This is a genomic window from Streptomyces sp. NPDC090119, from assembly GCF_044747085.1.
Classification (GTDB): domain Bacteria; phylum Actinomycetota; class Actinomycetes; order Streptomycetales; family Streptomycetaceae; genus Streptomyces.
The window spans coordinates 1,169,033-1,176,105 of record NZ_JBIVDK010000002.1 but is presented as its reverse complement, the minus strand read 5'-3'; the positions used below and the strand labels follow the sequence as shown (position 1 = coordinate 1,176,105).

Annotated in this window: 6 protein-coding genes and 1 rRNA gene; 2 read left to right on the top strand and 5 right to left on the bottom strand. The window is 72.7% G+C overall.

Features of this window, described 5'->3' with window-relative positions; genetic code table 11:
• Positions 1-93 (top strand): 5S ribosomal RNA (gene rrf / locus ACIPPM_RS12640); the annotation flags it as partial.
• A gap of 93 nt (positions 94-186) precedes the next feature.
• On the opposite strand, the gene ACIPPM_RS12635 is transcribed toward rrf, so the two are convergent.
• From ACIPPM_RS12635 to ACIPPM_RS12615, 5 genes are read right to left on the bottom strand one after another with little or no spacing between them, the layout of a single operon-like run.
• A complete protein-coding gene (locus ACIPPM_RS12635; RefSeq protein WP_401446350.1) occupies positions 187-1,497 on the bottom strand; it encodes a DUF58 domain-containing protein in 1,311 nt (436 codons plus the stop codon).
• On the bottom strand, positions 1,497-2,486 hold the full coding sequence (locus tag ACIPPM_RS12630; RefSeq protein ID WP_401446347.1) for an AAA family ATPase: 990 nt from the start codon (positions 2,484-2,486) through the stop codon (positions 1,497-1,499). Before ACIPPM_RS12630 ends, ACIPPM_RS12635 begins: the two co-directional genes overlap by 1 nt.
• A complete protein-coding gene (locus ACIPPM_RS12625; RefSeq protein WP_401446344.1) occupies positions 2,486-3,664 on the bottom strand; it encodes a DUF4350 domain-containing protein in 1,179 nt (392 codons plus the stop codon). The genes ACIPPM_RS12630 and ACIPPM_RS12625 overlap by 1 nt, the downstream gene beginning before the upstream one ends.
• Positions 3,661-4,401, bottom strand: a complete 741-nt coding sequence (locus tag ACIPPM_RS12620) for a DUF4129 domain-containing protein (RefSeq protein WP_401446341.1) — start codon at positions 4,399-4,401, stop codon at positions 3,661-3,663. The genes ACIPPM_RS12625 and ACIPPM_RS12620 overlap by 4 nt, the downstream gene beginning before the upstream one ends.
• A gap of 4 nt (positions 4,402-4,405) precedes the next feature.
• The gene (locus tag ACIPPM_RS12615; RefSeq protein WP_401446338.1) at positions 4,406-5,722 is read right to left on the bottom strand and encodes a hypothetical protein; all 1,317 of its coding nucleotides are present in this window, start codon (positions 5,720-5,722) and stop codon (positions 4,406-4,408) included.
• A 140-nt stretch (positions 5,723-5,862) separates the two neighbouring features.
• On the opposite strand from ACIPPM_RS12615, the gene mtnA reads away from it, so the two are divergent.
• Positions 5,863-7,008, top strand: coding sequence for an S-methyl-5-thioribose-1-phosphate isomerase (gene mtnA / locus ACIPPM_RS12610; protein ID WP_401446335.1), 1,146 nt, complete (start codon positions 5,863-5,865; stop codon positions 7,006-7,008).
• Positions 7,009-7,073 lie beyond the last annotated feature (65 nt).

Genomic DNA, 7,073 nt, shown 5'->3' with positions numbered 1-7,073 from the left:
ACGCCCGGTTACATATCGAACCCGGAAGCTAAGCCTCACAGCGCCGATGGTACTGCAGGGGGGACCCTGTGGGAGAGTAGGACGCCGCCGAACAATTTTTAGGGAAAACCCCCGCACCATTGGTGCGGGGGTTTTCTGCGTTCCGGGCAGGTTTTCCCTCCGAAGGGTTCCGGACGGATATCTGCCTCAAAGACGCCCCGCCGCCTTCAGCGCCAGATAGGCGTCCGCCAATGCTGGGGCCAGTTCCTCCGGCGTCGCGTCCACCACTGTTACTCCATGACGGCGGAGCTGCTCGGCGGTGTGCTGCCGTTCGTGCTGGGCCTGGGCCGCCGCCGCAGCCCCATAGACCGCGTCGATGTCCCCTCTGCCCCGAGCCATGCGTGCGATGTGCGGGTCGGCCACGGAGGCCACGAGCACCGTGTGGCGTTGGGTGAGCTGAGGGAGCATCGGCAGCAGGCCCTCCTCCACCGGTGCGGCGTCGAGCGAGGTGAGAAGGACGATCAGCGAGCGGCGCGGTGCCGTGCGCAGAGCGGCCGCCGTGAGGCCGCGAGCATCGGTCTCGACGAGCTCTGGCTCCAGCATGGCCAGGGCGTTGACGAGGGACGGCAGGAGCTGTCCTGCGGACTTCCCCTGGACCAGGGCGCGTACCTGCCGGTCGTAGGCGAGCAGGTCCACGCGGTCACCGGCGCGGGAGGCGAGGACCGCCATGAGGAGCGCCGCGTCCATGGCGGCGTCCAGGCGGGGCACATCGTCCACGCGGCCGGCCGAGGTACGGCCGGTGTCGAGGACCAGGAGAATGCGCCGGTCGCGTTCCGGGCGCCAGGTGCGTACGGCTACCGCGGACTGCCTCGCGGTGGCTCGCCAGTCGATCGAGCGGGTGTCGTCGCCGGGGACGTACTCCCGCAGGCTGTCGAACTCGGTGCCCTCACCTCGGGTCAGAACACTGGTCCGGCCGTCGAGTTCACGCAATCGAGCGAGTTTTGACGGGAGATGCTTTCGGCTGGTGAAAGGGGGCAAAACCCGTAGTGTCCAGGGCACTCGGTGGGTGCCCTGACGGGAGAACAGGCCGAGGGGGCCGTAGGAACGGATCGTGATGCGGTCGGCCTGGTGGTCGCCGCGGCGGGTTGGGGTCAACCGGGTCGTTGTACGGCGGCGTTCACCGGGCGGGATGTCCAGGTGGTGCCGTGACTCCTCGACCTCGCTGCCCGGTTCCCAACTGCTGGGTGGCCAGGCGTCCCGCAGCCGCGCTCGCAGCGGGCGGCGGGAGGGATTGGCGACGGTCAAGGTGATGTCGGCGGATTCGCCGAGACGAGTGGAGGTGTCGCCGGAGCGAGTCAGGACCAGGCGTCGTACGGGCGCCGCGAGCGCGAAGTCACAGGCGCAGGCCAGTGCCAGGGAGCCGTTGACCGCGAGGACGCCCGTCCAGCCGGGCTCCAACAGGCCGACGGGGAGGGAGCCGAGGGCCGCGATGAGGGCGGTGCGTCCAGTGAGCGGCATCAGCGGGGTACCGGGACCTGGGCCAGGACGGAGTTGATGACCGAGTCGGCGGTCACGCCCTCCATCTCCGCCTCCGGGCGCAGTTGGACCCGGTGCCGCAGGGCGGGCAGCGCCAGGGCCTTCACGTCGTCAGGGGTGACATAGTCACGGCCCGTCAGCCACGCCCAGGCGCGGGCGGTGCTGAGCAGGGCGGTGGCGCCTCGGGGAGAGACGCCCAGGGTGAGCGAGGGGGACTGACGGGTGGCACGACAGATATCCACGACGTAGGCCGTGATCTCGGGGGAGACGGTCGTTTTGGCCACGGCGGCGCGGGCGGTCTCCAGGTCGGCCGGCCCGGCGACGGGGCGTACGCCTGCGGCGCGCAGATCGCGGGGGTCGAAGCCCGCGGCATGGCGGGTGAGGACGTCGATCTCGTCCTCACGGGTGGGCAGCGGGATCGTCAGCTTGAGCAGGAAGCGGTCCAGTTGGGCCTCGGGCAGGGGATAGGTGCCCTCGTACTCGACCGGGTTCTGGGTGGCCGCGACCAGGAATGGTTCGGGGAGGGGGCGTGGGGTGCCGTCGACCGTGACCTGGCGTTCCTCCATGGCCTCGAGCAGGGAGGACTGGGTCTTCGGTGGGGTGCGGTTGATCTCGTCCGCGAGAAGGAGGTTGGTGAAGACAGGACCGGGCTGGAAGGAGAACTCCGCGGTGCGGGTGTCGTAGACGAGGGAGCCGGTGACATCGCTCGGCATCAGGTCGGGCGTGAACTGGACGCGCTTGGTGTCGAGTTCGAGTGCCGATGCCAGGGTGCGGACCAAGAGGGTCTTAGCGACTCCGGGGACTCCCTCGAGGAGGACGTGGCCTCGGCACAGCAGGGCGACGACGAGGCCGGTCACGGCGGGGTCCTGGCCGACCACGGCTTTGGCGATCTCGGTGCGCAGGGTCTCCAGGGAGGCACGGGCGGCGGCCGCGTCCTCGGTGTTCCCGGCGCTGTCAGTGGTCGGGGCCATCATGAACGGCGTACCTCTCTTTCGAGGGCGTCGAGTCGGTCGGTGAGTGCGATGAGGGCCGCGTCGTCGCGGGGCGGCGCTCCGAAGAGGAGGGCGTGCAGGTCCTGTTCGCCGCTGTCGGGGAGACGGGCGGACAGGGCGGGGAGCAGGGCTTCCGGGGTGTGTGCCTGGGCGGCGGGGACACCGACGAGCGGGGCCAGGCGGGTTCTGGTCGTGGAGCGCAGGCCGGTGGCGGCGCGGTCGCGGGCGTCGGCCTTGCGGTAGAGGCGGGCGCGGCCCTCGGTCGTCTCGGAGGCGCGAATGGCGACGGGCAGCCTTTCCGGCACCAGTGGGCCGAACCGGCGGCCGCGCCAGAAGGCGGCCACGAGCGCTGCGGCGAAGAGTTGGAGGGTGGCCCAGAGCCAGCCCGAGGGGAGCAGGTCCAAGAGGCTTCGGCGGCCGTCGGTGTCGGCGGCGGAGGAGTCGGCGAGCGAGGGGAGGTACCAGACCAGATGAGGCCGGGAGCCGAGGAGTTGCAGGGCGAGCGAGGCGTTGCCCTGCTTGTCGAGACGGTTGTTCAGGAGGATGTCGGGCGCGCCCAGGACGACGGTGTCGCCCCTGCCCGAGGCTGCCGGGACGCGGAGCAGGGTGGCGCGCCGCTCGCTGGGGTAGCAGGACTCGGCGTCGCGGGCGGTGGTGCGGTAGCGGATGCCGCCGGTCTCGGCGCTGCCCGCCCGCCGGGCCTCGGGGAGCGCGCAGTCGGGATCGAGCGTGGAGTCGACGCTGTTGACCGGGCTCGCGCTGACACCGGGGACGAGGCGTTCGACGGACCAGCCGCTCGGGGCGACGAGCACGGTGCGGCCGCCGGAGGACACCGTGGCCGCGGCGATCCGGGTCTGCTGTCGGTGGGTCAGCAGGTCCGGTACGGCGACCAAGAGGGTGGTGTCCGGGCCGGTGGCCGCGCGCGCGGCGTCGAATGTGCTGACCACGCGGGTGTCGACCCCGCGGTCGGCGAGGAGTTCGGCGACGGCGCGGCTGCCGCTGGGATCGGCGGAACGCGGGTCCAGGTCGCCGTGCTTGGTCTGGGAGCGGACGACGGCGATGGCGACGGCGCCGATCAGCAGCAGGACGACGGCGAGGGCGATGCCCCGGGTGCGGGTCCACAGCTGACGGGTGGTGAGTGCGGACGACGTCGTCATCCGGCCTTCCCGTCACGGGCGGTGTCGGCGGCGCTGGTCACCAGGGCGGGGCGGGCGCGTTCGAGGTCGCTGTCGAGTTGGGCGATGCGTTGGTACGTCCGCTGGTCGGCGGTGCGGCCGCCGTACGTGACGTCGTCGAAGTGGCGGGCGGCGGTGCGCAGTCCGTCCGCGTGTCCGGGGAGGGTGCGGCCCGCTTCGGCGGCGGCTTCGTCGGCGGTACGGCCGGGGCGGACGTCGAGCAGGGCCCGCTCCTCCAGCGCGCGAACGATGGCTCGCATGCGTTCCTGGACCGCCTGGCTCCAGTGGCCCTGGGCGGCGTGCGCCTCGGCGGCGGACCGGTGTTCGGCGGCGGTGTGCGGCCGCTCGTCGAACAACGGTGCGGCCGAGACGGGGCTGCGGCGTGGGGAGCCCAGCCGCCACCACAGGGCGGCCAGTACGGCGATGACGCACAGGATCACGACGAGGAGGCCGAGCGAGCCGCCCGGTGCCGTCGAGGCGGCCTTGGCGAGGAGTCGGCCGAGCCACTCCCAGAACGTGTTGAGGGCGCGTTGGAGCAGGCTGGGGTCGTTCTCGTGGTACATCCGCTTGGCCAGTTCACGGCGTGCCGCCTCGCGCGCGGGATCGCGCGGGACGGTCACGGGCGGCTCGTCGCCGGAGCTGCCCAGCGCGAAAGCCGTGCGGCGGGCGGCGCCGGACAATCCCGACGCCGCCGTGAGAACTCCCCCCGTCATGCTCACCGCATCAGCTTCCCGGCACCGGGCCGGGCGTGGCGCCGTGGGCGTGGCCCTGGACACCGGCGGCGCGGGCCAGTTCGAGGTCGAGGGCCTCGCGGCGGATGCGCTGGTCGATGTAGAGGAGCACGGTGACACCGGCCTTGACCGGCAGGGTGAGCATGCCGCCGATCACCGAGCCGATGCCGGTGATGAGCAGGAACGACCAGCCGGTCGGCTGGGCGCTGGTGCCGATCAGGGAGGTCATGTTCTCGCCGCTCACGACGAACGCGATCATGGTGAAGGGGATCACCGTCATCCAGGAGACCACGTTGGCAATGATCCCGGCGAGCAACTGCACGCCGAGGACGCGCCACCAGGAGCCCTGGACCAGCTTGGCCGAGCGGGTCATCGACTTCCAGACGCCCTGCCGCTCAAGCATCAGCGCGGGCGAGGCGAGGGAGAAGCGGATCGTCAGCCAGATCACGACGACGACGGCCGCCAGGAGGCCCAGGACGATCAGGGCGACGGCCGGTGCGTCGAAGCCCGTGACGGCCCCCAGTACGAGACCCGGCAGCAGCCCGGCGAGCAGGACGCCGACGGTGATGAGGGCCAGCAGCATGAGGAGGCCGAGCAGCTTGAGGAGCTGGCCGCGGGATTCGCGCCAAGCCTCACCGATGCCCACCGGCTTGCCGAGGACGGCGCGGCTGGTCACGGTCGTCAGCAGCGCGGTGGCCACGATGGTGCCGATCACGGAGACCAGGCCGACGAGCAGCGCCCCGGCGGAGACCGAGCCGAGGGAGCGGAGCACCTCGCTCGGGGACACATCGGGATCGCTGAGCGTACTGGCCGTGTCCTTCAGGATGACGCCCTGGAGGAGGAGCGCGCACAGCTGGATGACGACCGACACCGTCAGCGAGATCCCGAGGACGGTGCGCCAGTAGGCGCGCATGGTGGAGATGGCGCCGTCGAGTATCTCGCCGATGCCGAGCGGGCGCAGCGGGATCACGCCGGGCTTGGCGGCGGGCGGGGGACCGCCCCAGCCGTTGCCCCAGCCCGCGGGGCCCCCGTGAGCGCCGGGTCCGCTCCAGCCCGCGCCCGAGGGCGGGGGCGGAGGTGCCTGGCCCGGGGCGGGCGCGCCGGTGGGCGCCGACCACTGTCCGGGAGGCGGCTGACCCTTGGCCCACTTCGTGTCGGGGCCCTGCGGAGCGTCGTCCGGCTGTGCGCCCGGCTCGGCGGGAGCGGGCGGGTCGGCGGGGGTGGGCTCGGCGGCGCCGGCCGCGCCGGTCTTCCGTTCCTCGGACGACGGGTCGGGTCCGGGCGAAGCCCAGCCCGGCGAGTCACTCATCGAAGCTCCTTCACGGTGCCCGTCCGCGGTCGCGGCGGCAGCTTGGCAGCCATCGTGCCATGGCCGGGTCACCGTGTGACCTGGCGCGGTGGACGCCGTACTCCATCAATTCTCCGGCGGATACGGGGCAGACTCACCGCATGGCTGATCAGCAGGCGCGACCTGGCGAGGACAAGCGGCCGACCGGGATACCGGTGATCCGATGGGAGGAACCGCCCGAAGGGCCCGTACTCATCCTTCTCGACCAGACGAGGCTTCCGTCCGAGGAAGTCGAGCTGGTGTGCACGGACGCGTCGGCGCTGGTGGAGGCGATCCGTTCGCTCGCCGTGCGCGGGGCGCCGGTGCTCGGTGTGGCGGGCGCGTACGGCGTCGCCCTGGCCGCGGCGCGGGGCTTCGACGTGGACGAGGCCGCCGACGCACTGGAGAGCGCCCGGCCCACCGCGGTGAACCTGTCCGTCGGGGTCCGCCGGGCCCTGGCCGCGTACCGGGAGGAGCTGGCCGCGACCGGCGACCCCACGGCGGCGGCGACGGCGACGCTCGCGGCGGCGCGGGCACTGCACCAGGAGGACGCGGAGGCGAGCTCCCGGATGGCCGCGCACGGTCTGGCGCTGCTGGACGAGCTGATGCCGGGCGGCAGCCACCGGGTCCTGACCCACTGCAACACCGGTTCGCTGGTGTCGGGCGGGGAGGGGACCGCGTTCGCGGTGGCACTGGCCGCGCACCGGGTGGGGCGGCTGCGGCGGCTCTGGGTGGACGAGACGCGCCCGCTGTTGCAGGGGGCGCGGCTGACGGCGTACGAGGCGGCGCGCAGCGGGATGGCGTACACGCTGCTGACCGACAGCGCGGCCGGTTCGCTGTTCGCGGCCGGAGAGGTGGACGCGGTGCTGATCGGCGCGGACCGGATCGCGGCCGACGGCTCGGTGGCGAACAAGGTGGGCAGCTATCCGCTGGCGGTGCTGGCGCGCTACCACCATGTGCCGTTCATCGTGGTGGCGCCGGTGACGACGGTGGACCTGGAGACCCCGGACGGCGCGTCGATCGAGGTCGAGCAGCGTCCGGGCTTCGAGGTGACCGAGATCGTCACGCCCCAGGCGTCGGCGGCGGGCGGAGGTGGCGGGGTCCCGCTGGCTCCGCTGGGCACGCAGGCGTACAACCCGGCGTTCGACGTGACGCCGCCCGAACTGGTGACGGCGATCGTCACCGAGGAGGGCGTCGTCTCCCCGGTGACCCCCGAGGCGCTGGCGGCCCTGTGCACGGGGGCCGGGACCGCGTCGATCACCGGCTGACACCCGCACCCCTGCCGGGGCCGCCCGCCCGACCGGCCCCGGCAGGCGTTCCTTCCCCGTGTGCC